At 53.0% G+C, this 23,185-nt stretch carries 22 protein-coding genes; 11 read left to right on the forward strand and 11 right to left on the reverse strand.

The window, feature by feature from the left end; genetic code table 11:
• Window position 1 precedes the first annotated feature (1 nt).
• Window positions 2–745 carry a hypothetical protein gene (locus AL479_RS18355; RefSeq protein WP_061077106.1) on the reverse strand — a complete coding sequence of 248 codons (744 nt, stop codon included), beginning with the start codon at window positions 743–745 and terminating at the stop codon, window positions 2–4.
• 171 nt (window positions 746–916) lie between these two features.
• On the opposite strand from AL479_RS18355, the gene AL479_RS18360 reads away from it, so the two are divergent.
• Window positions 917–1,651, forward strand: a complete 735-nt coding sequence (locus AL479_RS18360; protein ID WP_061077107.1) for a dTMP kinase — start codon at window positions 917–919, stop codon at window positions 1,649–1,651.
• 69 nt (window positions 1,652–1,720) lie between these two features.
• Here the strand turns inward: AL479_RS18360 and pitA are convergent, their stop codons facing one another.
• Window positions 1,721–3,220: an inorganic phosphate transporter PitA gene (pitA, locus tag AL479_RS18365; protein ID WP_061077108.1), complete on the reverse strand. Its 1,500-nt coding sequence runs from the start codon at window positions 3,218–3,220 to the stop codon at window positions 1,721–1,723.
• Window positions 3,221–3,613: 393 nt separating this feature from the next.
• Between pitA and AL479_RS18370 the strand changes: the two genes are divergently transcribed.
• Window positions 3,614–4,396: a hypothetical protein gene (locus AL479_RS18370; protein ID WP_061077109.1), complete on the forward strand. Its 783-nt coding sequence runs from the start codon at window positions 3,614–3,616 to the stop codon at window positions 4,394–4,396.
• A 135-nt stretch (window positions 4,397–4,531) separates the two neighbouring features.
• Here the strand turns inward: AL479_RS18370 and AL479_RS18375 are convergent, their stop codons facing one another.
• The 6 genes from AL479_RS18375 to AL479_RS18400 all read right to left on the reverse strand — a co-directional run bounded on the left by AL479_RS18375 (window position 4,532) and on the right by AL479_RS18400 (window position 10,649).
• Window positions 4,532–5,329: an IclR family transcriptional regulator gene (locus AL479_RS18375; RefSeq protein ID WP_061077110.1), complete on the reverse strand. Its 798-nt coding sequence runs from the start codon at window positions 5,327–5,329 to the stop codon at window positions 4,532–4,534.
• 99 nt (window positions 5,330–5,428) lie between these two features.
• A complete protein-coding gene (locus AL479_RS18380) occupies window positions 5,429–6,076 on the reverse strand; it encodes a bifunctional 4-hydroxy-2-oxoglutarate aldolase/2-dehydro-3-deoxy-phosphogluconate aldolase (RefSeq protein ID WP_061077111.1) in 648 nt (215 codons plus the stop codon).
• 45 nt (window positions 6,077–6,121) lie between these two features.
• Window positions 6,122–7,429, reverse strand: a complete 1,308-nt coding sequence (locus tag AL479_RS18385) for an MFS transporter (protein WP_042319813.1) — start codon at window positions 7,427–7,429, stop codon at window positions 6,122–6,124.
• A 35-nt stretch (window positions 7,430–7,464) separates the two neighbouring features.
• On the reverse strand, window positions 7,465–8,454 hold the full coding sequence (locus AL479_RS18390) for a 2-dehydro-3-deoxygalactonokinase (protein WP_061077112.1): 990 nt from the start codon (window positions 8,452–8,454) through the stop codon (window positions 7,465–7,467).
• Window positions 8,455–8,466: 12 nt separating this feature from the next.
• A complete protein-coding gene (locus tag AL479_RS18395) occupies window positions 8,467–9,477 on the reverse strand; it encodes a 2-dehydro-3-deoxygalactonokinase (protein WP_061077113.1) in 1,011 nt (336 codons plus the stop codon).
• Between the two features lie 17 nt (window positions 9,478–9,494).
• The gene (locus tag AL479_RS18400; RefSeq protein WP_061077114.1) at window positions 9,495–10,649 is read right to left on the reverse strand and encodes an iron-containing alcohol dehydrogenase; all 1,155 of its coding nucleotides are present in this window, start codon (window positions 10,647–10,649) and stop codon (window positions 9,495–9,497) included.
• 215 nt (window positions 10,650–10,864) lie between these two features.
• Here AL479_RS18400 and AL479_RS18405 point away from each other — a divergent pair, with 215 nt between their 5' ends.
• A complete protein-coding gene (locus AL479_RS18405) occupies window positions 10,865–11,980 on the forward strand; it encodes an AI-2E family transporter (protein ID WP_061077115.1) in 1,116 nt (371 codons plus the stop codon).
• Window positions 11,981–12,021: 41 nt separating this feature from the next.
• Here AL479_RS18405 and AL479_RS18410 read toward each other — a convergent pair whose 3' ends face one another.
• The 3 genes from AL479_RS18410 to cbpA form a co-directional block, all read right to left on the reverse strand.
• Window positions 12,022–13,101, reverse strand: a complete 1,080-nt coding sequence (locus AL479_RS18410) for a 4Fe-4S binding protein (RefSeq protein ID WP_061077116.1) — start codon at window positions 13,099–13,101, stop codon at window positions 12,022–12,024.
• 117 nt (window positions 13,102–13,218) lie between these two features.
• Window positions 13,219–13,524: a chaperone modulator CbpM gene (cbpM, locus tag AL479_RS18415; protein WP_061077117.1), complete on the reverse strand. Its 306-nt coding sequence runs from the start codon at window positions 13,522–13,524 to the stop codon at window positions 13,219–13,221.
• Window positions 13,524–14,444 (reverse strand): curved DNA-binding protein, encoded by a 921-nt coding sequence (gene cbpA / locus AL479_RS18420; RefSeq protein ID WP_105291780.1) that lies wholly within the window; start codon window positions 14,442–14,444, stop codon window positions 13,524–13,526. The genes cbpM and cbpA overlap by 1 nt, the downstream gene beginning before the upstream one ends.
• Before the next feature lie 181 nt (window positions 14,445–14,625).
• Between cbpA and AL479_RS18425 the strand changes: the two genes are divergently transcribed.
• The 8 genes from AL479_RS18425 to AL479_RS18460 all read left to right on the forward strand — a co-directional run bounded on the left by AL479_RS18425 (window position 14,626) and on the right by AL479_RS18460 (window position 23,185).
• Window positions 14,626–14,988: a hypothetical protein gene (locus tag AL479_RS18425; protein ID WP_061078010.1), complete on the forward strand. Its 363-nt coding sequence runs from the start codon at window positions 14,626–14,628 to the stop codon at window positions 14,986–14,988.
• A 48-nt stretch (window positions 14,989–15,036) separates the two neighbouring features.
• Window positions 15,037–16,917, forward strand: coding sequence for a protein-disulfide reductase DsbD domain-containing protein (locus AL479_RS18430; protein WP_061077118.1), 1,881 nt, complete (start codon window positions 15,037–15,039; stop codon window positions 16,915–16,917).
• Window positions 16,914–17,537, forward strand: coding sequence for a DsbA family protein (locus AL479_RS18435; RefSeq protein ID WP_061077119.1), 624 nt, complete (start codon window positions 16,914–16,916; stop codon window positions 17,535–17,537). Before AL479_RS18430 ends, AL479_RS18435 begins: the two co-directional genes overlap by 4 nt.
• Window positions 17,527–18,033 (forward strand): protein disulfide oxidoreductase, encoded by a 507-nt coding sequence (locus tag AL479_RS18440; RefSeq protein WP_061077120.1) that lies wholly within the window; start codon window positions 17,527–17,529, stop codon window positions 18,031–18,033. The genes AL479_RS18435 and AL479_RS18440 overlap by 11 nt, the downstream gene beginning before the upstream one ends.
• A 191-nt stretch (window positions 18,034–18,224) precedes the next feature.
• Window positions 18,225–18,977 (forward strand): NADH:ubiquinone reductase (Na(+)-transporting) subunit C, encoded by a 753-nt coding sequence (gene nqrC / locus AL479_RS18445; protein WP_061077121.1) that lies wholly within the window; start codon window positions 18,225–18,227, stop codon window positions 18,975–18,977.
• 264 nt (window positions 18,978–19,241) lie between these two features.
• Window positions 19,242–21,182, forward strand: a complete 1,941-nt coding sequence (locus tag AL479_RS18450; RefSeq protein WP_061078011.1) for an FTR1 family iron permease — start codon at window positions 19,242–19,244, stop codon at window positions 21,180–21,182.
• A gap of 29 nt (window positions 21,183–21,211) precedes the next feature.
• On the forward strand, window positions 21,212–21,739 hold the full coding sequence (locus tag AL479_RS18455) for an iron transporter (RefSeq protein ID WP_042319779.1): 528 nt from the start codon (window positions 21,212–21,214) through the stop codon (window positions 21,737–21,739).
• Window positions 21,740–21,805: 66 nt separating this feature from the next.
• Complete coding sequence (locus AL479_RS18460; RefSeq protein WP_061077122.1) at window positions 21,806–23,185, forward strand: Fe-S-containing protein; 1,380 nt, start codon at window positions 21,806–21,808, stop codon at window positions 23,183–23,185.

Here is a 23,185-nt window from a genome sequence, read left to right on the forward strand (position 1 = left end):
CTTAAAAAGGACTCGGAAATCCGATCCGGTGATCGCGAAGAGAGGTCTGAATTGAGCGTAATGACGCAGTAAGAATTTTATCCGCCGGCTCCCGACCGTTCAGTTCGAGGATTGTCGCCCCGTTGAACGTCAGATGCGGCGTGACCGCGATCTTCTCGTGGAGCACGGCAAGGGGATGATCAGGCTTACGTGAGAAGGCGGTTTCTTCATCGATATCCAGCCGGATCAACAGCAGAGGCCGCCAGGAGGCCATCCACTGGTACAACTGGCGTTCACGGTCTTTCAGGAGTCGTACCCACCGATTGCCGCCAGCCGTTTTGGCTAACTGCGGTCCGTCAAAGCGAAAACCGGGCACTTCCGCCTGGGGATAACGATCGACGATGAACAGCGTGCCTTGCCGACTCTGGATTAGCATGCTGCGGAATTTGTACGCTCTCCAGCAAGAGAGCAGGAAGATCACCAGCGCCGTGATGTTTCCTGGCGGCGCAGAGGGGCGCTGGTGTACGCGTGCCGCTTTTTTTCGCAGATAACGACCCAGCAATGTCCCGACAACAGGCAAATGTTCAATCCATTCGCCAATACGACCAGAGGACTGCCCGAGATAAAGCTGTTTTGTTGGCAGTTGTAAAGCCAGATGCGAGGTCAGGCTGGCTGCCAGGGTTGATTTACCTGAACCATCGCAGCCGACTATAGCAATCACCCGTGCAAAAGGGGGATTTATAGTGGGAATAGTATATTGGCTCACGAAAGTTCCAGTTTAAATAATTAATTGATGGTGGCGGTTGAGTGCCAAGAATATCTGTTCAATAAAGTTGTGACAATGGCTAATTGTCGTTTTAGTATTAACAATTATATCCGGAAGGAGAATCGGATAATAAATTATTCATGGTGGGTATATTTATTTAAAGGTGTATTTATGGAATCAATTAAACCTCCGCTAATAGCCGTTATTGGCAGCGATGGTTCGGGGAAAACAACGGTCTGCGAACATCTTGTTATCTGTTTGCAGAAATATGGCCCGACTGAAAAAGTTCACTTAGGTAAGCAGGCAGGAAATGTAGGACGCGCCGTGGTTAAATTACCGTTAATGGGTAATTCATTAGGTAAAGTTATTGAGCGTAATAAAGTTAAAACTGCAAAAAAATTACCTGGAGCGATACCTGCATTAGTAATTATGTCTTTCGTTGCGCGTCGGTTACTGCGGTTTCGCCATATGCTGACGTGTCGTCGGCGGGGCTTAATTGTGTTAGCCGATCGCTACCCTCAGATACAAATCCCCGGTGCCTATGATGGTACTGTATTTCCTGCCAGTGCAGACGGGAGTCGCTTCGTTAGTTGGCTGGCCGAACAAGAACGCTCGGCGTTTCGCTGGATGGCCAGCCATAAACCGGATTTAGTGATAAAACTGAATGTTGATCTCGACGTTGCCTGTGCACGTAAACCCGATCACCGTAGAGAAGCGCTGGCAAAAAAAATCGCGATAACACCACAGCTGACCTTTGGTGGCGCGCCTCTGGTTGATATTGATGCGAATCAGCCGCTGGATGATGTGCTGGCGGATGCGGAAAAAGCGATAGCCGAGTTTATGACTGACCGTGGCTATCATCACACTGACGGTAATCAGTCCGCAGTTAGCTTTCATCCTCAGTAAGTCGTCATGCCCAGTCTGGCGAGCTGGGCATTCTCAGGCACATTCCGCTTCGCTGAGCCGTCAGTGGACTCAGAGAAGTTGCAGGGAAGCCCAGTACAGAAACCCGGACAGTAAAATCGCCGCTGGCAATGTGAATACCCAGGCCATCGCGATGCTGGTGACAGTTTTCCGCTGTAATCCGCCGCCGTCGACAATCATCGTTCCCGCCACGGCGGAAGAGAGCACATGCGTAGTAGAAACCGGCATCCCGATATAGCTGGCAAGACCTATGGAGAGCGCCGCTGTGATTTGTGCGGACATCCCCTGGGCATAGGTCATACCTTTCTTACCAATCTTCTCGCCAATCGTGGTTGCCACGCGACGCCAGCCGATCATCGTCCCCATGCCCAACGCCAGCGCGACGGCCATGATTATCCAGATCGGCGCATATTCAATGGTGCTCAGCATATCGGTTTTCAGTTTTTTCAACAGATGTACGTCGCTACGGCTGATATCCGGCAGCTTTGCCACTTTATCTGCCGTATCGGAGATGCACAGCATGATGCGTCGTAACTGACCGCGTTGCGGCACGCTTAATGCGTCGTAACTCTCCAGGTTGGCTGGTAACAGTGTTTTGACGCGACCAAGAGCATCCATCGTATTCGCCGGATGGCAATGAAATTCGGTTGTCGGTGTGGTATCCGCTGTCGGAGCAGTAAGCGATTGAGCCTTGTCAGCCACCTGTTTTATCACGCCAGGGTGTTGCCGAAAGTACATTTCAAGATTGCCGACAGCATCACGCGTGCGGGTGATTTCGTAGCCTGATGCGCTCATGTTCACCACGAAACCGGCTGGCGCAATCCCCACCAGCACCAGCATCACCAGGCCGATCCCTTTCTGACCATCGTTTGCGCCGTGAGAAAAGGCTACGCCAGCCGCTGAGGAGATGAGCGAAATACGTGTCCAGAATGGCGGTTTCTTTTTACCGCCTTTCTTTTTCCGTTCTTCAGGAAGGCGGTGGATGCGATCGCGTTTTTTGGTGCCGCTCCAGTAGCGACGCAGCAGAAAGATCAGGCCGCCTGCAATCACCATTCCGACGACGGGAGATGCAATCAATGAAGCAAAGATATTGACTACCGCCGGGATGTTTAACGCATCGACTACCGAAGTCCCGGTCATCAGCGCGTTGGTGAGCCCAATCCCAATAATCGCGCCGATCAGGGTATGAGAACTGGAAGCCGGTAACCCGAAATACCAGGTTCCCAGGTTCCAGATAATCGCCGCCAGTAACATGGAAAAAATCATCGCGAGGCCATGTGACGACCCCATATTAAGCAGCAAATCTGTGGGTAGCATATGTACGATGGCATAGGCAACGCTGAGCCCACCCAGCAGGACGCCAAAAAAGTTGAACACCGCCGCCATCATCACTGCCAGTTGGGGCTGCATGGCACGGGTATAAATGACGGTCGCGACCGCATTAGCGGTGTCGTGAAATCCGTTTATGGCTTCGTAAAACAGGACAAAGACCAGCGCAAGTAAAAGCATCAAGCCGGTATATAAATCCAGACCAGCAAATAAATGTAGCATAGGGAATATACCGCCATTTTGAAGAGACGAACGGGCGCATTATCAGTGACTTTAGCGATTCGGGCAAAGTGAAATATCATCTTTTTTTGATATGGCATCCGTAATACGTTATGTTCGTGGCGATTATTTTATCTAATTTCAACTGGATAGACGATAATTTAGCAATGAGCATCGTGTTTTTCTCATGTTAATAATGAAATGAATGTGAGTCAGTCATTGTGTGAATCTGCATAGATTCTCAACAATATAAAAACGGAGGTTATAAAAAATTTATAAATATTTATTTTGTGAATAATTGAAAAGGGTAAATCCCGTTTTGTGGTGAGGCCCTTCAGGTATATAATTATTTCTGCCATTCAGAATCTTGTAGGTTTAGATAAGGGACCGGATAAAATGGATTTCAGGTCAATAATATTGTCGTGTGTAACCCTCTCTATTTTGGTGGGTTGTGCCTCGCACTCACCCATTGATGCGAAGAAAACCACATTGCAGGCGGAGAGTACCAGCCGAAATACGACGTCACCCTCCTGGCTGACGGACAAAGATATTTTCGGCAATGAAACCACGCTGGCGGTCTCTGAAGACGATATTCAGGCGGCACTGGCAGAGGACAATTTTCGCGTACCGCTGAACTCACCCGTCATTCTGGTACAGTCCGGCAATCGGGCGCCAGAGGCGGTCATGCAACAGGAAATGAGCCGCTATTACACGGTCGCGATGTTCTCCGGCATCCCGGACAGGCAAAAAAAAGCGATCTGTAGTAAAGACAAAAGCAAAGACGAGAACCAGGACGCAGCGGTTGCTGAGAATACTAACTGGATGCAGGCGCTACGTTACATTGCGGCGAAAGGGCATCAGAAAGCGATTATCGTTTATCAGGAGACGTTGCAGTCCGGTAGATTTGATGCCGCGTCCAAAAGCATGGTCTGGTCGGATTATAAAGCAGGGAAACAGCCTGACAGCACATCGCTGCGCTATCTGGTGCGTTTCACGCTGGTGGATGTCGCGAGTGGCGATTGGGCCACCTGGTCACCCTCCAATTATGAGACCAAAATGCTGACTCCGCAGCCAGGACAGAAGGCAACTGCAGACACAGTGACGGAACAGCAGATTGTGCAACTTAAGCAACAAACGTATGCCGTAATGGTTAAGGACCTGGTGGCGCGTTATCAGTAACAAACCGAGCTTTCAGAGGCTGGTTGCGGGCCGGACAACAGATTCCGGCCTTCCTTTCCACACTGGCGTGGAGAAGACTCGACCTTACGGTCTCAGCGTACAGGTCGATTCTGTCAGGTAAAACCGTCCATCAACTTATTCACTCACATAGAGTGAATTACCCCGATAGCCGATTCGGTGTGAAAGCTCCAGCGCAGCGGCTGAGATCATTCTCCCCAGTTGCTCTATTTTTTGCCGATCGTCCTTCACTTTAGAAAATAAACTGGCGACGCTGATGGCTGCGCTAACGTGTCCGTGGAGGTTGTACACCGGCGCTGCGAGGCAAAAGACTTCGCTGTTATGTTCTCTGTCATCAACCGCATAACCTTGCTGTCTGGCCTGGGCGAGTATAGACATAAACTGTGCTTCATCCGTGATGGTATAGGGGGTAACCGGTTGCAGACCACCGGTTCGTTTTAATATGGCGCGTACCTCGTCATCGGGCAGAGTGGCGAGAATGGCTTTACCCAGCCCCGTACAGTACAGCGGGTTACTGGAGCCAATACGCGCCGAGGTTCTGACGGAATTGGGGCTTTCAATCTTGTCCAGGTACACCAGCTCATCCTTATTGAGAATCGCAAGGAAGGCCGTTTCGCCTGCGGTTTCAACCAGATTTTCCAGCGTGGCGTGGGCGACATCGCGAAAAGGCGTTCTGTCGAGATAGTGAGCGCCGGTCTGGAACAGTTTCATGCCCAGCCTGAACGTTTTCTGTTTTTCGCTGGTCTGTTCCAGATATCCTTTTTCCAGAAGGGTATACAGAATATCGAAAGTCGTACTTTTCGGGATGGCCAGAAATTTGCTGATCTCTGAAATGGTGAGATCTTCTTTGCTCTGCGCAATCAGCTCCATGATTTCCAGTGCCCGCGCGACAGAGCGGTTAATCTTCTCAGACACGTTCTTCCCTCACTGTAGTTTTAATGAGCCGCAGTATAGCCAGGCGGACTTCATGAACACAATGAAGGAAAAACGCGCAAGGCAATGCGCCGGGGTCATTTACCGCGGCTTGTTATCGCGAAAAGCCCGGATAAATGCCTCGGCCTGTCGGGTGATTTTTTCCCATTCGCCATCGTTTACCCACTGTTTGTTTGTCAGCGCACTGCCGACGCCGACCGCAAACGCGCCCGCGCGGGCAAAGCTTGCTGTATTTTCAAGCGTGATACCACCCACCGGGATCAGCGCGAGATTATCCAGCGGTCCCTGGATCTCTTTCAGATAATCGATGCCCAGGCTGTTTGCCGGAAAAAGCTTCAGCAGATCCACGCCAAGGCGACAGGCCTGGAGGATTTCGGATGGCGTCATCACCGCCGGAATCATCAGTCGTTGTTTCTCATGGACCATAGAGATGACGTCGGGATTGAAATCGGGCGACAACACAAAATCAGCGCCGGCATCGATCACCAGTTGCGCCATCACGGGATTGATGACGGTACCGGCACCCACCTTCATCTTGTCTCCCATTTTCGTTTTTAGCGCAGTGATGCTTTCCAGATAACGCGTGGAATTGCACGTCACCTCTATTACCTCAACGCCACCTGCATATAACGCTTCAGCCAAAGGCAAAACAGATTCAGGCTCGATACCGCGCACGATGGCAATCAGTCCGGTCTGTTCTATAGCGTGAATAACGCGATGTTTAATCATTGATAACCTCTGTAAAAAGTCAGGGAGATTTCCCCCCTGACGGTATTATTCTTCTACTTTTACCGGCTCTTTTACGATGAACCAGTAACACAGTGCGGCGCAGGCCGCGATGATCCCACCGCTGACGAAGGCCAGGGTGTAAGAGCCAGTGACATCAGCAATCAGGCCAGTGGCAAGGGGGGAGAGCGATCCGGCAAAATAGCCGCCGAAGTTCTGGATACTGCCGACTGACGCCACCATGGAGGAGGGGGCAACGTCGCCAGGCAGCGCCCAGCCGGTTGCGGAGAGCGCGGAAAGCAGCGCCATTGCAATCACCAGCAGCGTTAATGTGGCAAATAGGCCATCCACCATCGGCACGGCAATGACCGCAATACCCGCGAGTAACGCAGAGATACTGATGGTGACGCGTTTTGCTTTCAGTGAGTCGGTAAAGATATTTTTATCGATTAACCATTTGGAGATGTATCCCCCCATAATGGCGCCGACAATACCGCCGAAATAAGGAATACTGGCATAGATCCCTAACTCTTTAAGCTGAATGTTCTGAGTTTTCATCAAATAAAGCGGCAGGAATGTGGTGAAAATATTCATCATCCACACATAGCAAAACCAGCCTAATATCATCCCCCAGATGCAACGGTATTTGAATAAACCGCCCCAACTGATTTTCTCTGCATCACCGGTCAGTTTTTCTGCGGTGCCACCGCCGCCTTCCTTAATATAATCCAGTTCTTCTTTAGTGATACTCGGGTGTTTTTCCGGCTGGTGATAAGCAAAAATAAAGAACACCACGAAGACCAGGCCAATGGCACCGGCAATATAAAATAAAGAACGCCAGCCAAAAGGTACGATAATGGCCACCAGAATCGGCGGAGCAATGGCCGGGCCCCATTTCGACGCAGCATCCCAGAAGCCTGTCGCCAGCGCACGCTCTTTCTTAGGGAACCATGAGGCCGTGATTTTGGCCGCGCCGGGCCAGCAGGGGGCTTCGGTAATGCCTAAAATTCCGCGTGCGAAAATCAGGGTCATCATATTGCTGCATGCCCCCGTCAGCATCGTGGCGCCGCTCCATAATGCGACGGCCCAACCATATACTTTCTTAGGACCAAAGCGGTCAACCAGAAAACCGGCCGGGAGTTGGCACAATGCGTAAATTAACGCGAATACCGATCCCAGAAGCCCAATATCCGTGTTAGACAGATTCAGTTCTTTCATCATATCGGGCGCGGCGATGGATAAACTCGCGCGATCCAGATAGTTAATTATCCCGCCGATTAATAAGAGGAAAACAACAAACCATCTTTTACCGCCTCTTTTTTTGACTACGGCACTTTCTTTTACGGTTGTGTTCATAACGTAAACCTTTATTTTTGTAGGGTACAAAGGAGTTAAATAATGTTTTTCCGTTTCGCCAACGCCAGTAATCCCTCTGCCGATAAGGATTTATTTTCCGGCGCGACGGTTATTTTTCCGTTAAACCACGGGTCATGATCGATTAAGGTGGCGAACGCGAATTTAAGAACCTCTTTACCGCACACCACAATGTGCGTATCCGGCGGACAGTCAAAGGCCCGACTGTTTTTGACGGCCTGAAGATCATCCTGCAAGACGGCGCCGAGCAGTACGTTCGCTTTCTGGTTCAGCGATAAGGAAGCAAACATGTCCAGCACGCGAACCGAGAAACAGGTGCGGGAAAGCCCGGTCTGCAGACACTGGCGGGCCCCTTGTAATAACGACGGGCTGTCGATGTCGGTCGCGAATTGATGCTGCAACGAGCTGGCCAGGATCGTGTGCCGGGTAATCACTTCCAGAAGCTCACCGCCCATGGTGGTCACGCAGCCTTCGATGCGATTCTGCGCATCAATTTTGACAAATTTGGAATGCGACCCCGGTAAAATAATCAACGCTGGCCCACGGATATCAAGGCTACTGAGTACGCCAATCGCTTCCGTTTCTTCGCCACGCATCATGTCCATCTGCTCGACGTTATCGAGTGAGACGGCGTCTTTGTGATTGCGTATGCCAGGAACAAACCAGATGGGGTCATCGCTAATCTCTGGCAGATGCGCGGGGGTCATACCCTCCGCCAGTTCTTTTAACCCGGCGGGAGCGACAAGGTGGGGGATCTCACATAAACCCACGTTGGAGGTAATCATCCCGGCGGAGAGGTAAATTACCTTCGCGTCGCGAGGGATGCCGGCTTTTTGCTTTACCTCCTGGACGGCATCGCTGACGCCTTGCATCAACGTGGCCGTGCTGCCGGTAATGGCGGTGTCGCGAACGCCTGCGGAACGCGCCGCTTCAGCCAGTAATGTTCCGTCCTGCCAGGCGCAGACGCGGGTATTGGTGGTCCCGGTATCGATGGTAATAATGGTCATCTTGTTTTCACCTTACTGCGGGTTATTTTGTATTGCGCGGGCGATGGCGCTCGCTCCGGTTATTGCCAGCATATCGATACTTTCCGCATCGGAAATAATGTGGAAATGCGCATTACGCTCTGCATAATGTGAAAAGATATAATGGTATAAGGCGCAGCGTGACGCATTCCCAATAAGATAGACGTCACCGTTCAGATTAAATCCCTGGTGTTGGGCATCTGACAGCAGTTTGAGATCGTCGCAGGCCATCGCGCTTTCAAGAAATAACTTTCTCTGCGCTGCTGTACTGGGTAAAGAAAATTGTAAGAAGCGCGTCATTAATACGGTGCGCAGGAAGCCACTTTGCGTAATAGAGCGGTACGCCGCATCAATAACTGTTTCATCTAATTCGGCGTCTTCGGCATTCTCTACACTGGCAGCAACAAATGTCTGTTTCAGAATGGCGGCATAAACCTGACCACTGAGTGAAGTGATGCTGCCGGCGATTTCGCCTTTTTCATTGATGGATATCAGCTTAGTGGTTGAGCCCAGTTCAATCAGCGTGCAGGGCAATGTCGGGTTCCAGGCTAACAATACGCCTGCGGCCTGCGTTTCTTCGCCACGCATGAGGTCGACGCCACTCAGGTTCTGCCACTGGGCCGTGGTTTTATTTTTTATCCCCGGAATCAGTATCACCGGGATATTCACCGGCAAAAGGGCATTACCGGCGAAACGCACGGCATGTTTAGCCAGTTGTTCAATATCCGCTGGTGCTTCCCGGTGCGGTATTTCGTAAAGCCCCAGATTAGATGTAATCATTCCTGAGGCGATAATAAATTCAATTTCTTCAGTCGACAGTGAGTGCCTGTTGAGCAGTTCCTTTATTCCGGATGCCATCTCCGTTTTCAGAAATTCATTGCTTCCCTTGTCAATGGTGGAATTGACACCAGTCTGGATAACCGATCGGTCAATGACCTGGAGGTCGCCGGAATCCATAAGATACAGTCGTGTTGCTGACGAGCCAGAATCTATAATAATAAACATGGCTATTCCTTTATCGATTAAAGGCTACGGGTTAAAAGATCGCGAAGTGTCTTCGCATCAGGCACGCGTGGGTTATTGTTTAAAACCACATTCATCGTGGTCAGCACGTTATTAATGATCCAGTCGAAATGCTCTTCTTTTACCCCAAGTTCGCTCAGCGTCGGCAGCATATTGATGCCTTTCAGGAAGTCGGTGACGGCGGTAACGCTGCTTTGCGCCGCTTGTTCAGTGGTCATTCCCCGTGTGTTAACGCCCATGGCTTGTGCGATGGCGGCAAACTTCTCTGGAGAGGCGGACCAGGTGTATTCAAGAAAGACAGGGTAGACCGCGGCAATCCCTTCTGCGTGCACCACATCCAGCAACCCGCCCATCGGATGTTGTAGCGCGTGCGGTAATGTGGTTCCCGCACAGTCGATCGCCATTCCCGCGAGTGTGCTGGCCTGTGTCACCTTTTCCCAGGCGTCCAGACAGCTCACGTCCTCGTAAACCCGCGGCAGGTTTTTCGCCAGCAGACGAATGGCCTGCAGGGACAGCATTTCACTGAATGGATTTGCATTACGCGAGATATAAGATTCCAGGGCATGGAAAAGAACATCAGCGCCCGGACCAGCGATAACGCGTTTGGGCAGGGTCAGCATCAGTTCGGGATCGATGATGGCGGCGACAGGGTAGATCAGTGGATTAACCAGCCCTTTTTTGTCATGCGTTTGCGGATTGGTAAACACGGCGGTCCGGTTCGCTTCGCTGCCGGTTCCGGCCGTGGTGGGGATTAATATCACCGGCAACGCGTGCTGCGCCTGTTTTTTGCCAAACACGTAATCCCAGATACTGCCTTCATTGCAGGCGCAAAAGGCGATGCCTTTTGCCATATCCATTGCACTGCCGCCACCGATCCCAATGACCAGATCGCAGTGTTCATCTCTGGCCAGCGCTGCGCCTTCTTCAACCAGTGTCGAAAGCGGGTTCTGCATAAAGCGATCGTAAATAGCAAAGGCAATCCCGGCGTCAGAAAGCGCCTGTTGCGCCCGTTCGAGTTGGCCTGTGTGTTTGGTGCTGTCAGACACGACCAGTAATACGTTCTGCCCGTGCTTCGCGGCTATCTCGCCTAACTGATTGAATTTCCCTGCGCCAAAATAAAACTTTACCGGGTTGCTGTAATCGAATGCGCTCATCTTTTCTCCGTTTTGTTCGTATATGCGGACCGTGTTCGTGTATATGATTATGATTGATCTATTCTTGAGCTAAATGCAATTCCTTTTGGTGAAACAATGAGCACTATCACATTTTGAAGGTGAAGCATTGTCTGACGGTTTTCTTCTTGTCGGCTTTGTAAAATCCGCAATCAGTCCTATAGTCCACAGAGTTTCTTTGTTTACAGGATCCTCTAATGCGTTTTAACGGACTGAATAAAGGGTTTTTCCTTTTTCTTCTCGCCATGGTGACATGGGCTTTCTTCGACGTGCTGTCGCCATACTTTTCCGCCATCTTATGGGCTGCGATTCTGACGGTTATCTTCTACCCGGTGAAAAACAAACTGCGTGCGGCATTGGGGGAGCGTAACGGGGTGGCGTCTTTGTTGACGCTGGGTATTATCTGCCTGATCGTATTCATCCCGTTAATGCTGATCCTCTCCTCACTCGCCGTTGAACTGAATGTGGTGTACAACAAGTTGCAGCATAATGACGCTCAGTTCCCGGAAGTGGTGGCGAGTATGTTTGCGCATATGCCGGAGTGGGCGCGTTCGTTTCTTGCCGATCACTCCCTCGATAACGCCGCAAAAATCCAGCAGAAGCTGTCGGATGTAGCATTAAAGGGCGGGCAATATCTGGCCGGGAGCGCCTTCCTGATAGGCAAAGGCACCTTTGGTTTCGCGATCAGTTTCGGCATCATGCTCTACCTGCTCTTTTTCCTGCTCAAGGATGGACCGTTTCTGGTTCGGCAAATCCTCGACTCGCTACCGTTGTCGAATTTTGTTAAGCAGCACCTGTTTGCGAAGTTTGCAGCGGTCTCCCGGGCGACGGTAAAAGGCACGGTTGTGGTGGCGATCGTGCAGGGGACGCTGGGCGGAATTGCGTTTTACATTGTGGGGATTGACGGCAGCATTCTGTGGGGGGCGCTGATGGCGTTTCTGTCACTGATCCCCGCCGTGGGTTCCGCGATCATCTGGGTGCCAGCGGCTATCTATCTCTTTTCGACACAGCAACTGTGGCAGGGCTTTTTCATCGTCGGTTTCTTCGTGGTGGTGGTAGGGCTGGTGGATAATATTCTGCGCCCCATTCTGGTCGGCAAAGATACCAAAATGCCTGATTACCTGATTCTTATCACCACGGTGGGCGGAATGGAGATTTATGGCATCAATGGTTTCGTCATTGGTCCGCTCGTTGCCGCGCTGTTTATCGCCTGCTGGAACATTCTTTCCGGACGCGATCACGAGGGGAATGCCGAAGAACTCGATAAAGATTTTATCGAGGATGGCATCAGCGAAGACAAGAAACCGGAGTGATGGTCAACAACCGGATGGTGCGCAGGCCCATCCGGTATCTGTTAATGCCCGATCATCCTTGCTTCAGGAATCAGACGGAAGTAAAGCTGCTCTGGCACCGGACTGTCCCAGACGCCCATCAGCATCGCGAATGCGATAATGGCAAACATAATGCCGAGTACCAGCAGCGTCATCGCCATACCCGATAACGTTCCTCGCCGTGTTTCAGCATTTCCCGTTGGCGTCAGCAGGGAAAATGTCAGCGTTGAAGCCACCGGGCAGGATTCCACGCAGGTCATGCAGCCGGTGCATTCCACCGTTCGCACCTGAATCAGCTTATCCACCGGGATCCGCGACGGGCAGTTTTTGGCACATTTTCCGCAGTCAATACAGCTTTGCGCATTGCGGCGGATTTTGAACGGTGAGAGCAGGGAAAGCAGCCCGAGCAGGGCGCCATAGGGACACAGATAACGGCACCACGCGTTGCGAATGAACAGGCTTATGACCACCAGAAGGGCGACGCTCAGCAGGGTGACTGTGCCGATATTGCGAAAGAAATCGAGCATCTTCACATCGATAATAATCCCGTATGCCGACATTAAAAAATACTGAATACCTTGCGCCGGCATCGACAGTGAAATGTAGAGAAAAAAGGCCAGTAGCAGATATTTCAGGCCACGCAGAGGGATATCGAGCCAGCGAGGTAGCGCAAAGTTGCGACCGAATAATTTCTTACCCACATCGGCGATAAGCTCGGACAACGTACCAACCGGGCACAGCCACGAGCAGAACGACTTTTTGAGCAACAGACTGACCAGCATAAACGCGGCCAGCAGGAGCATGGCGGCGGCGTGAACAGGGGGAAGGATGCCGGTTTCCAGCGTATAGCGCAGGTTCATCAGGCCCGCGATGGGCAGCCAACCTTCAATGCCGCCAGGTCGGGGAACGTACAGACTGGTTCCGCCAGTTTCGTAATAACGCACCCAGTAGTAAAACGTCACGCCAATATAAATATTGATCGCCATCAGCAGCCATTGCGTGGCTTTGCGCCAGGTGGAGGCATTACGCCAGTCGTTCCACGGCAGTTTTCCGCCCGTTGTCCCAGGGCGGCGCTGCCAGCGCTTTCTGCTTTTTTCGCTCATTGCCTTCTGACTTCCATAAAGTGGCATTTTGAATGCTACTATCGTACGGCTATCCCGTTGAGCCAGCGTTGATTTATATCATTGCCTGATAATTGGGCAGCTTACGCTGCCCAATACTTATGGATGAGTAATAAAACGCGCAAGCCGCTGTCGTAGCAGGCGGTTTTCCTGACGTAAACGCGCGTTCTCTTCCAGTAGCGTGAGTGCGACGGCGATCCCCGGCCAGTCGAGCGCCAGTTCTTCACGTAACCGCAGGGCGCGTTGTACCACGGTGGCCGCATGATCGTCGAACTGCCAGCTGTCCGTCGTTTCGGCGTAAGGTTCGATGACGCCCAGACCCACGATTTCGTTCAGGTCTTCCTCCGTCACGCCGGTGCGCAGGCAAAACTCGGTAACTGTAAAAGTAATGGTGACGTTAGCCATTATGCTTTCCCCCAATCTTTGCGCGGATCAAATCCTGACTGTGCCTCTGCCAGTTGCTGCCACAGCGCAGTCGCACGTTCATCCGGTTTCGGCGGCATCACGATCTTCAGCACGACATACAAATCACCGGTCTGTTTTTTACTGACCAGACCTTTACCTTTGATGCGTAAACGTTGTCCGGCCTGACTGCCGGGGGGAATGGTGACCAGAATGCTCTCTTTGAGCGTGGGGACGGCAATCTTTGCGCCCAGCGCGGCTTCCCAAGGGGCGAGCGGCACCACAATTTCCAGATCCTGGTTAACGATATCAAACAGGGGATGCGGCGCGATGTGGATCACCAGCCACAAATCGCCATTTGGTCCGCCGTTTTCACCCGGCGTCCCCTGGCCTTTCAGACGAATGCGTTGACCATTGCCGACGCCCGCCGGAATTTTTACGTTCAGGGTTTTGGGAATCTCACGTTCAATCATGCCAAACGCATTGTAGACCGGCAGGTTATAGCTAATGGTTCGGCTGTGTTCAGCGAGCGTTTCTTCAAGAAAAACCGCGACTTCAATTTCAATATCATGTCCACGACTGGCATGGCGCTGGCGCGACTGACGCGCATGCTGACCAAAAATAGAGGAGAAGATATCGTCGAAGTCTTCGGCGTTGTAACTCTGACCCTCGCCCTGCTGGAACTGACGGTTGAATTGCGGGTCATTGCGGTGTTGCCAGAGCTGATCGTATTCAGCGCGTCGCTGCTCATCGCTCAGCACTTCCCAGGCTTCGGCGACCTCTTTAAAGCGGGCTTCGGCATCGGGTTCTTTACTGACATCGGGATGATATTTGCGGGCCAGTCGGCGGTAAGCGGTCTTGATAGTCTTGAGATCGTCCGTCGGTTTCACGCCCATGATGGCGTAATAATCCTTTAATTCCATAGCGTTCTCTCGGGTTAATCAATACAGGCTGAAGGGATCCCATAAAAGGTGTCACCGGTAAGTGTAGGGTAATCCTGTCGAGGATGAATGCCAACCAGCGAGACAACATAACTTTACAGCCCAGAGGTTGCGTAAAACACGCCAGCCGCTAAGATAACTCGCGTCAATGAGTGAGGGTGTAATGGCGAAACGTCAACGGATGGGATGGTGGTTCCTCTGCCTGGCATGTGTCGTGGTGATGGTCTGTACCGCGCAGCGCATGGCGGGCCTGCATGCGTTGCAGATGGAGACAACCGCGATCGCGGCGACGGCATCGCCGACGTCCGTGACAGATGAAACGTCCCCCGTGACCCCGTGCGAGCTCAGTGCGAAATCGCTGCTTGCCGCGCCACCGGTCGTCTTTGAAGGCGCGCTCCTCGCGCTCTGCATACTTCTTGCCTTGTTAACGCCGCTCAGGACGGTACGCTTACCGTTCTTCCCACAACGCGTTATTTCTCCCCCCAGACTTCGGGTCCATCTCAGATTCTGCGTTTTCCGCGAATGACAGACCGGCTGTTTCGTACAGTAAGTTAATCATTCATGGAGAAAAATTATGATGTATGCCTTCAGGCAGGGACTGATCTGCCTGTTATTACTCTGGCTGCCCACATCGTGGGCGGCAGAGAGCGGCTGGCTGCGTTCCCCGGAGAACGACCATGCCAGCGTGCGACTGCGCGCCGATACGTCAGCACAGGGGGAAACCCGTCTGCTGATCGACGTCAAACTGGAAAACGGCTGGAAGACGTACTGGCGCTCGCCGGGGGAAGGCGGCGTTGCGCCTGCCATCGCCTGGCAAGGAGAGATGCCAGCGGTGGACTGGTTCTGGCCGACACCGGCCCGTTTTGACGTCGCCGGTATTACCACCCAGGGCTATCACCAACAGGTCACGTTTCCGCTGACCGTCCGGGGAGACACTCCCGAGCGCATTGCCGGTGTGCTTACGCTCTCTACCTGTAGCAACGTGTGTTTGCTGACCGACTACCCGTTTTCGCTCACGGCCTCTCAACAGGATGCCGGATTTGCACATGATTATGCTCAGGCGATGGGACGCGTGCCCCTGGCGCAAGGTCTGACGCAAACCCTGATCGCCGGTGCGCGTGACGGCGAGTTGGTGATCGAGGCGCAGCGCCGCGGTGGCTGGACCGCACCCGCGCTGTTCCTCGATAGCGTAGAGGACTCGGATTTTGCTAAACCCTTGATCCGGGTCGATGGCGAAAAACTTCACGCGACGGTGCCGGTTCACGATAGCTGGGGGGAAGGGGCGCCGAATCTGCGCGGCAAATCGCTCACGTTGGTGCTGGCGGATAACGGTGTGGCGCAGGAGAGCCAGCTTACCGTTGGTGATGCACCGGCGGCGGATACCGCCGGGTTGCCGCTCTGGCAGGTGGTCCTTATGGCGCTGGCGGGCGGACTGATCCTCAACCTGATGCCTTGCGTATTGCCGGTGCTGGGGATGAAGCTGGGTTCGATTTTGCTCGTTGAGGAGAAAAACCGCCAACAGATACGACGGCAGTTCCTCGCGTCGGTCGGCGGGATTTTGATCTCCTTCATGGCGCTGGCATTACTGATGACCGTACTACGACTGAGCAATCAGGCGCTGGGCTGGGGTATCCAGTTCCAGAATCCGTGGTTTATTGGTGCGATGGTGCTGGTGATGCTGACCTTCAGCGCCAGTCTGTTCGGCCTGTTTGAATTTCGCTTGCCGTCATCAATGACCACCCGACTGGCGACTTACGGCGGCAACGGTCTGGCAGGGCATTTCTGGCAAGGCGCATTCGCCACGCTGCTGGCAACACCGTGCAGTGCGCCGTTTCTCGGCACGGCCGTGGCGGTGGCGCTGACGGCATCGCTGCCCGTGCTATGGGGGCTTTTCTTCGCGCTCGGCGTCGGGATGAGCCTGCCGTGGTTGCTGGTCGCACTGCGTCCGGGTCTGGCGCTTCGTCTGCCGCGACCGGGACGCTGGATGAACGGACTGCGACGCCTGCTCGGCTTAATGATGCTCGGTTCGGCCCTCTGGCTGGCAACGCTGCTTCTGCCTCATCTGGGTTTTACCCCTCAGAGTGCGGCGAAAGAGAGTGTCCGCTGGCAGCCGCTGAGCGAGCAGGCGATCGCTGACGCGCTTGCGCAGCATAAGCGCGTATTTATCGATGTGACCGCCGACTGGTGCATTACCTGCAAGGTCAATAAATATAACGTGCTGAACACCGACGCGGTGCAGACGGCGCTACAGCAACCGGATGTGGTGGCTCTGCGCGGCGACTGGACATTGCGGTCTGATGACATTACGGCATTTCTGAAATCACGCGGCCAGGTTGCCGTTCCATATAACCAAATTTATGGCCCGGGCTTACCGAAAGGTCAGGCGCTGCCAACGTTATTAACGCGCGACGGTCTGTTAGAAACGCTGGCTGAAGCGAAAGGAGAAACGCCATGAAATCCCTGATCATCCTGTTATTTACCCTGTTCAGCGCGTTCAGCCACGCCAAAGAAGCCGCGCCGTTTACCCCGGAGCAGGAAAAACAGATTGAAGCCCTCATTCAGGAGGCGTTGTTTAACGATCCGGCCAGTCCGCGCATTGGCGCAAAACAGGCAAAACTGACGCTGGTGAATTTTACCGATTACAACTGTCCGTACTGCAAACAGCTTGATCCGCTGCTGGAGAAACTGGTGGCGAAATACCCGGACGTGGCGGTGATTATCAAACCGCTGCCGTTTAAAGGCGAAAGCTCGGTGCTGTCTGCGCGGACGGCGCTCACCACCTGGCGCGAGCATCCACAGCAGTTCCTCGCGCTGCATGAAAAGCTGATGCAAAAGAGGGGGTATCACACTGACGTCAGCATTAAGCAGGCGCAGCAAAAATCGGCTGCCAGTCCGGTCATACTGGATGAAAAAAGCAATGAAACGCTGAGCACCAATCTGCAACTGGCGCGACTCGTTGGCGTTCAGGGAACGCCGGCGACGATCGTTGGCGATGAACTGATCCCCGGTGCTGTCTCCTGGGAAGTCCTTGAGGAGATCGTCAAAGAAAAACTGGCGGTGGCAAATGGTCAGTAAGTTGCGGCGTTGGCTGCCTGAAGGTGTGATTTTTCTGCTCCTGCTGGCTGGTGGAATGTGGCTGATGGATGCCTGGCGCGCGCCACAGGCACCGACGGCTTTCGACAGTACACCGCTTTATACGCTGGATGGCGAACGGGTGACGCTGGCGGCATTAAGTGAGGAAGAGCCGCTACTCATCTATTTCTGGGCCACCTGGTGTGGCGTTTGCCGCTATACCACACCGGACGTTGCCCGCTTGCAGGCGCAAGGGAAGAATGTGCTGACCATTGCGCTGCGTTCGGGAGATGAACAGACGCTCACGCGCTGGCTGGCGCGCAAAGGGATCTCTTTTCCCGTGGTCAACGATGCCAGTGGTGCCCTTTCCCGCAGTTGGGATATCAGCGTCACCCCCACGCTGATCGTGGTATCAAAAGGGCAGGTGGTTTCCACTACCAGCGGCTGGACCAGCTACTGGGGAATGCTCCTGCGGCTAGGGTGGGCGAAAATCAGTTGAGTCAAAACCGGGGAAACCCGGTTTTTTTACACCATGAAATAGCCGTAACAATATACGATTCAAATATTAAGGCGAAAAGTAAACGGGGCTGAATCTATATTTTCGCGGTTTTTATTATTGCAAATGACGAGGAGTGATGGCATATCATGTAGCGATATAACGATGTTAATGCTTACAGGGATTATAAAGAAATGCGCAAGGGTAAAATTATTATTGCATCAATGATGGTGCTTTGTGTCCTTATTTTTCTGATTGCGATCGCCTGGTTTATGCTTTTTCAGGGGGAAATGACGGAGCCGACGGCAGAAGAAAAAAATGCCGCTGTTTTACAGGCGGCGGGCTTACTTAAGACGGATTCTCAGGATAAAAAATCGCGAGATAACCTGTATCAGCGTTCGATTATCGTGCGCACAGTAAATCTGGATTCCGGCGAGTGGGTGACGGATAAAACGGCCGCACAGAGATGTAAAAAACTCACTCCAGAGCAGGACCCTGCACAGATTCGTCAGCGCTGTTCGCTGGCGGAAGTTTACCTGGTAAAAGATAAGTATAATAAGATTCAGCAGGTTATCATTCCTGTTTCGGGCAAAGGGGCGAAATCGATGATGCACGCATTTCTCTCTTTGGGACTGGACGGCCGTACGGTGAACAATCTGTATTATTATCAGCAGCGAGAGACGCCATTTCTGGGGGCCAGAGTGAAAGATGAAAACTGGCGTCAACAATGGCCGGGGAAAAAAGTGGCTGATGATAATGGAACGCCGGCGTTGAAAATAGTTCAGGAGACATCAGGGAAGCATAATGAATATACCGTTGATGGTATTTCTGGTGCGACGCTGACGTCAACGGGCGTTGAGAAGAGTATTAACTACTGGATCAGCGAGCAGGGTTATGGCCCATTTTTGCAGCGACTGAAACAAGACCCGGAGATGTTGTATCGCTGAATGATGTGCGCCTGCGGATAATTTACTTTAAGCCAGTAGGCGCAGTATCATTAATTTTTTGCGGATTTACGCAACGTCGTCATTCAATTCCTGACGGTAGGGCGGTGTATTACCCGCCGTCAGATTTCGCCCTCCATCACATATCGATGAAATAAATTTACATAAGTTGTCACCCGTTGACATTTTTATGATCCAGGTCATGTACAACGTCAGCAAAAATCGATAATGATAATAATTATCATTTGTGTTCTTTTGGTGCGTATCGTGCGTAAGTTTTGCCTCTCACTGCTGGTGACTCTCTTCAGTCTGCTCATAAGCGTTAGCGTATGGGCCGCGACAAACTATGCTCCGTTTATTGAAGATATTGAGCAACGTCTTGATAAAACAGCAGAACTTTATTCTCAGCAGCAAACCGATGAGGCGCGCCGTACGGTACAAATGGCCTACTTTGAGGTGTTCGAAAATCTCGAAGGTCCCATCCGCATTAACATTTCCGCCAGTAAAAGTTACGAAATGGAGAGCGCCTTCGGTGAAATCCGGCGGATGATTGGCGAGAAAAAACCGCTCGCTGATGTGCAGTCGAGAATCGACTGGTTGAAAGCCTCGCTGCGCGAGGTTGAACCGGTGCTGGATGGCGGGCACCGACTGGTGGCGGAAGAGCAGCACAGCGCGCTCACCCGAGCGGATATCGCTGTCCACTGGCAAGAGAGCTTCCGTATTATCGACGATCTGCTGGCCCAGGCGGTGAATGACTATCAGGCCGGGAACTACGCTACGGCCAGTCAGCACGTTCAGCAGGCGCACTATCAGGGATTCAAAAACTCTGAGATGGAAATGTCGGTCAGGCAGAATCGTTCGGCCAAAGATGCCGCCGCCATCAATCAACAGTTTTCCGCGCTGATTGCCCTTGCCGCCCAACCGGATCGCCTCAACGACGTCTCTTATCAGGTCACCACGCTGTTACAGGATATCGAGGATATTCTGCCTGGCTTACCGACGACCCGCGACGATCAGCAGATTGCGGCTCCACAAACTGCGGACAACGCTCCGGCGGTGGAGGAGGGGAGTTCGCGCACGAACTGGGGTGAAGTGGCCAGTGGAATCAATCAGAGCATTCAGGACGCCATTGCACGTTATCAACGCGGCGAGGCGCAGAATGCCATTCTGGATGTTCAGGACAGCTATTTCGATCGCTTCGAAGCCAGCGGCATGGAAAACAAAATCGGCTCCCGTGATTCGGCGTTCAAAACCACGCTGGAAGCCTACTTCACCCGTCTGGTCAGCTTGATGAAGGCCGGTCAGCCGGCAGAAAGACTCCAGTCAGAAGCGAGCGCGCTCGAGCAGGATCTGCAAAAAGCGGTGACGATGCTTGGCGAAGGAGAAGAGACGCAGTGGAGCCTGCTGCTTTACAGCCTGATGATCATTGTTCGTGAAGGGCTGGAAGCCCTGCTGATCGTGGCGGCGATTGTCGCCTACATGGTGAAAAACAATCATCAGGATAAGCTGCCGCTGATTCGCCAGTCGGTAATCGTCGCCCTGGTCGCCAGCGTGATCACCGCCGTGATTTTCCAGTTGCTGTTCACCAACTCAGGCGCCAGCCGGGAACTGCTGGAAGGCATCACGATGTTGATTGCGGTCGTGATGCTGTTCTTCATGAGCTACTGGCTGCTGTCTAAAGTGGAAGCCCGACACTGGAAGGCCTGGCTGGAAGGCAAGCTGTCTCACTCGCTGACGAAAGGGTCGCTGGTGGGGCTGTGGCTGACCAGTTTCCTCGCGGTCTATCGCGAAGGTGCCGAAACGGTTCTGTTCTACTACGCCCTGATCGGCGATGCCAAAGATGTCGCCGGACACATGGCGATTGGCGCGGGCTTTGTTATTGGCTGTGTCGTGTTACTGGCGGCGTGGCTGGTCATGCGTTATTCGGTGGTGCGTTTGCCGCTGAAACCCTTCTTTATGTTTACCGGCAGTTTCATGTACCTGATGGCCTTCGTGTTTGCGGGCAAAGGCGTGCTGGAACTGGTGGAAGGCAAACTGTTCCAGCCAACGTTGATTAACGGCTTCACGGAAATCAGCTGGCTGGGGATTTATCCCTATGTGGAAACGCTGTTACCGCAGGCAGTATTGCTGCTCGCTGCGCTGCTTGCGCTGTGGGTAATGCGGCGAAAAAGCGCCGTTCCCGGGGAAACAATAAAAAACACTCTGTAGTTGTGATTTTAGACGAGAGGATATGTCTGATGACCATGAAGAAAACCCTGATTGCCAGCGCAGTGATGGCCGGAATTTTCACCGCACCGGCAGCGTTCGCCTTTAAAGAGTACCCGGCGGGCGAGCCTGTCGTGATGAATGAAATGGAGCTGGCCGCCGTTTACCTGCAGCCAATTGATATGGAACCGCGCGGCATGGGCTTACCGGCAGCCAAAGCCGATATTCACCTTGAGGCGGATATTCACGCGGTCGAAGGCAGTAAAAACGGCTTTGGCGCAGGTGAGTGGATCCCGTATCTGACCATCAGCTACACCCTGGTCAACAGCGATACCGGTGAAAAACAAGAAGGGACGTTTATGCCGATGGTCGCCAGCGATGGCCCTCACTATGGCGCGAACGTCAAGATGATGGGCGTGGGCAACTACAAAGTGACTTACCACATTGAACCGCCGTCAAAAGCGGGGATGCACCGTCACACCGACAGTGACACTGGCGTCGGTCGCTGGTGGAAACCGTTTGATGTGAGCTACGAATTTAAATACGTCGGTCTGAACTAAGAAAACCGATGCGCCGGGATGCTAACTCATCCCGGCCGAGTCAATCCGCTGTTCTGAGTCGATGTCATGAGTTACTTTTTCGTCACCACGCTACAGGTCTTTTTCTGCATCGCGCTACTCTCCGGTGTTCTCTGGAGTCGAAACGATCCCCCTTCCTTACGCCCTCTGGGCTGGACGCTGCTTATTGGCCTGGTGGTCGGCGTGCTGGCAGGACTGACGCTGCGCGGTTCACAACCGGTACAGCTGTTACTGGTCGGAACGGAAGTGATGGTCACGCTGCTGTTTGTGCTCAGCTTCTGGTGGGCGGGAAACCGCGTGCGCTATCTGTGGCAGGGGATTCTGGTCTTTGGCGCAGCGCGTCACTGGGCGCTCGATCCGAATCTCGGTGGCTTAACCAGCACGCATGTCCTGAATACTGAACTGCTGCTGAATCTGACGGCAGTGGTCCTTGCCTTCGCGATCCTCTGTCTGGCGGGCGTGCTTTGCGCCATGCTGTTGCGCCGAATCCGCGTGCTGTACTGGCCGTTCACCCTCATTCTGCTGGTCATGCTGTGGCTGCCGTTAAGCGGTAATTTGCTGTTGCTGTTGATGAAGCTACAGGTGCTGCCGCTGGCGAAATCGCTGCTGAGCTTTGTGGCGAAAGTGACCAATAATGCGCCAGCCTATAACTGGATGGCGGTGGGATTACTGCTGATTCTGGCGCTGTGCTGGCTGCCGTCGTTACTGAGCGCTCACCGGCAGACGCGGGCAACAGAAGAACCGATCGCTCATCGCCTGGCGCTGGCGCAGCGGCGTAATGCGCTGCGGCTATGGCTGGTCACCCTCGGTTGCGCCGTAGTGGTGATTGCCGGGCAACTGTGGTGGGACAACGTCGCGTCTCAGCCGCCGCAGCTTTCGCAAGCCATCCCGGTAACGCTCGCCAGCGACGGCAGTGTCCATCTGCCCGTTGAACAACTGCGGGACGGTAAGCTGCATCGCTTTGTCTGGGTGGCTGACGATGGCAAAGCCGTGCGCTTTTTCATCATCAACCGTTATCCCGATAAACTGCGCTTTGGCGTGGTGTTTGATGCCTGTCTGCTGTGCGGCGATCAGGGCTATGTGATGGAAGGCAATCAGGTCATTTGCGTCGCCTGCGGGGTACACATTTTTATCCCTTCTATTGGCAAACCCGGCGGCTGCAATCCAGTGCCGATTGAAAACTGGCACAACGATGAAAAAGAGTTAGTGATCCCCGGTAAAGAACTGGCCGCTGGCGTGAACTACTTCTCGACGGTGATGACCATTCAGGTGACCGATCCGGTTGACGGTTCAACGCTGACCAATACCTCGGCGGACTTCAAATACAGCTACGGCGGTAAGACCTGGTTCTTCTCCTCCGAAGCGAACTATGACCGTTTTCGTAAAACGCCGGAACAGTTTGTTCCTGCGGAACTGAGGGAGGAGTAA

Origin of the sequence: Citrobacter amalonaticus, assembly GCF_001559075.2 — a bacterium.
GTDB lineage: Bacteria > Pseudomonadota > Gammaproteobacteria > Enterobacterales > Enterobacteriaceae > Citrobacter_A > Citrobacter_A amalonaticus_F.

Excerpts from the sequence above, each read along its gene's own strand:
- AL479_RS18410 (WP_061077116.1), bottom strand. The coding sequence starts at position 13,101 with ATGAGCGAAAAAAGCAGAAAGCGCTGGCAGCGCCGCCCTGGGACAACG.
- AL479_RS18455 (WP_042319779.1), top strand. The coding sequence starts at position 21,212 with ATGACCATGAAGAAAACCCTGATTGCCAGCGCAGTGATGGCCGGAATT.
- AL479_RS18370 (WP_061077109.1), top strand. The coding sequence starts at position 3,614 with ATGGATTTCAGGTCAATAATATTGTCGTGTGTAACCCTCTCTATTTTG.
- AL479_RS18385 (WP_042319813.1), bottom strand. The coding sequence starts at position 7,429 with ATGAACACAACCGTAAAAGAAAGTGCCGTAGTCAAAAAAAGAGGCGGT.
- AL479_RS18395 (WP_061077113.1), bottom strand. The coding sequence starts at position 9,477 with ATGTTTATTATTATAGATTCTGGCTCGTCAGCAACACGACTGTATCTT.
- pitA (WP_061077108.1), bottom strand. The coding sequence starts at position 3,220 with ATGCTACATTTATTTGCTGGTCTGGATTTATATACCGGCTTGATGCTT.
- cbpA (WP_105291780.1), bottom strand. The coding sequence starts at position 14,444 with ATGGAATTAAAGGATTATTACGCCATCATGGGCGTGAAACCGACGGAC.
- AL479_RS18425 (WP_061078010.1), top strand. The coding sequence starts at position 14,626 with ATGGCGAAACGTCAACGGATGGGATGGTGGTTCCTCTGCCTGGCATGT.
- AL479_RS18390 (WP_061077112.1), bottom strand. The coding sequence starts at position 8,454 with ATGACCATTATTACCATCGATACCGGGACCACCAATACCCGCGTCTGC.
- AL479_RS18440 (WP_061077120.1), top strand. The coding sequence starts at position 17,527 with ATGGTCAGTAAGTTGCGGCGTTGGCTGCCTGAAGGTGTGATTTTTCTG.
- AL479_RS18360 (WP_061077107.1), top strand. The coding sequence starts at position 917 with ATGGAATCAATTAAACCTCCGCTAATAGCCGTTATTGGCAGCGATGGT.
- AL479_RS18400 (WP_061077114.1), bottom strand. The coding sequence starts at position 10,649 with ATGAGCGCATTCGATTACAGCAACCCGGTAAAGTTTTATTTTGGCGCA.
- AL479_RS18405 (WP_061077115.1), top strand. The coding sequence starts at position 10,865 with ATGCGTTTTAACGGACTGAATAAAGGGTTTTTCCTTTTTCTTCTCGCC.
- AL479_RS18380 (WP_061077111.1), bottom strand. The coding sequence starts at position 6,076 with ATGATTAAACATCGCGTTATTCACGCTATAGAACAGACCGGACTGATT.
- AL479_RS18430 (WP_061077118.1), top strand. The coding sequence starts at position 15,037 with ATGATGTATGCCTTCAGGCAGGGACTGATCTGCCTGTTATTACTCTGG.
- cbpM (WP_061077117.1), bottom strand. The coding sequence starts at position 13,524 with ATGGCTAACGTCACCATTACTTTTACAGTTACCGAGTTTTGCCTGCGC.
- AL479_RS18435 (WP_061077119.1), top strand. The coding sequence starts at position 16,914 with ATGAAATCCCTGATCATCCTGTTATTTACCCTGTTCAGCGCGTTCAGC.
- AL479_RS18460 (WP_061077122.1), top strand. The coding sequence starts at position 21,806 with ATGAGTTACTTTTTCGTCACCACGCTACAGGTCTTTTTCTGCATCGCG.
- nqrC (WP_061077121.1), top strand. The coding sequence starts at position 18,225 with ATGCGCAAGGGTAAAATTATTATTGCATCAATGATGGTGCTTTGTGTC.